At 63.1% G+C, this 833-nt stretch carries 1 protein-coding gene; it reads right to left on the minus strand.

Going from position 1 to position 833, the window contains the following annotated elements; all coding sequences use genetic code 11:
• A partial coding sequence (locus RV1423_RS30485; RefSeq protein ID WP_034304001.1) for a hypothetical protein occupies positions 1-833 on the minus strand: 833 nt, incomplete at both ends.

Here is an 833-nt window from a genome sequence, read left to right on the forward strand (position 1 = left end):
CAGGAACTCCAGGCCCACTCCGCGCGGACTGGACAGCACCCGATTCAACACCGCCAGATCCCTGGACGGCGGCGCATCCGACGAGGCATGCGCGTCAGGAGCGATATACGACACCCCTGATCCTGAAGGCTGATTGACCGGCATGCTCACGCGCGCACCCAGCGCGCCTTCACTCCCGCTTCCGCGTACCGTGAAGGAGAGCGTTTCCGTCTGATCGGAACCCGGCACTCGACCAATGCCCCGGCCTCGGAGCTCCTCCACGCCTTCCGGGGCGTTTGCGGACGCGAACATCGTCGACGGCACGTTCTGGTAAGGCAAGTAGGGCGACGAAGCCGCCTGTGATCGCTGCATCCCCATGAAGGGGCGCAGCGCCTGACTCAGATCGGCCCTCGGGGTGACCCCGCCCGTGTAGGTCTGGTTTGCCAATGCGTTCATGTCGGCAACCACAGTCGGCGTGGACTGGACCATCGGCGTCGGTTCAATAGCCGGAGTGGATGGCGCAGCCGGTAGCGACTGAGAGCTCGATTGCGCACCACCGATTGCCGGCGTCGGGGCCGACTGCGGCGGCGCCTGCTGATCAATCGCCGGGCGCGACGGCGGCATCATCAGATAATAGCGCGTCTGATCTTGCAAGTATTGCTCCTGCTGGCGGGCTTGCTGATAGGCGTATGTCAGCGTTGCATAACCTTGCATCCCCGCTTGTCGCGCCGCCACCGCATGATCGTGTCGCTCCTGTTTCTTCTTCGCCACCTCGCGGCCTGTGCCGGTATATCGAATCGCTCTGGCTTTCTTCTCCATCTCTTTCTTCGCGTCCTGATATGCCTGTATCGTTG

It is taken from the genome of Herbaspirillum sp. RV1423 (genome assembly GCF_000577615.1).
Classification (GTDB): Bacteria; Pseudomonadota; Gammaproteobacteria; order Burkholderiales; family Burkholderiaceae_D; genus Herbaspirillum.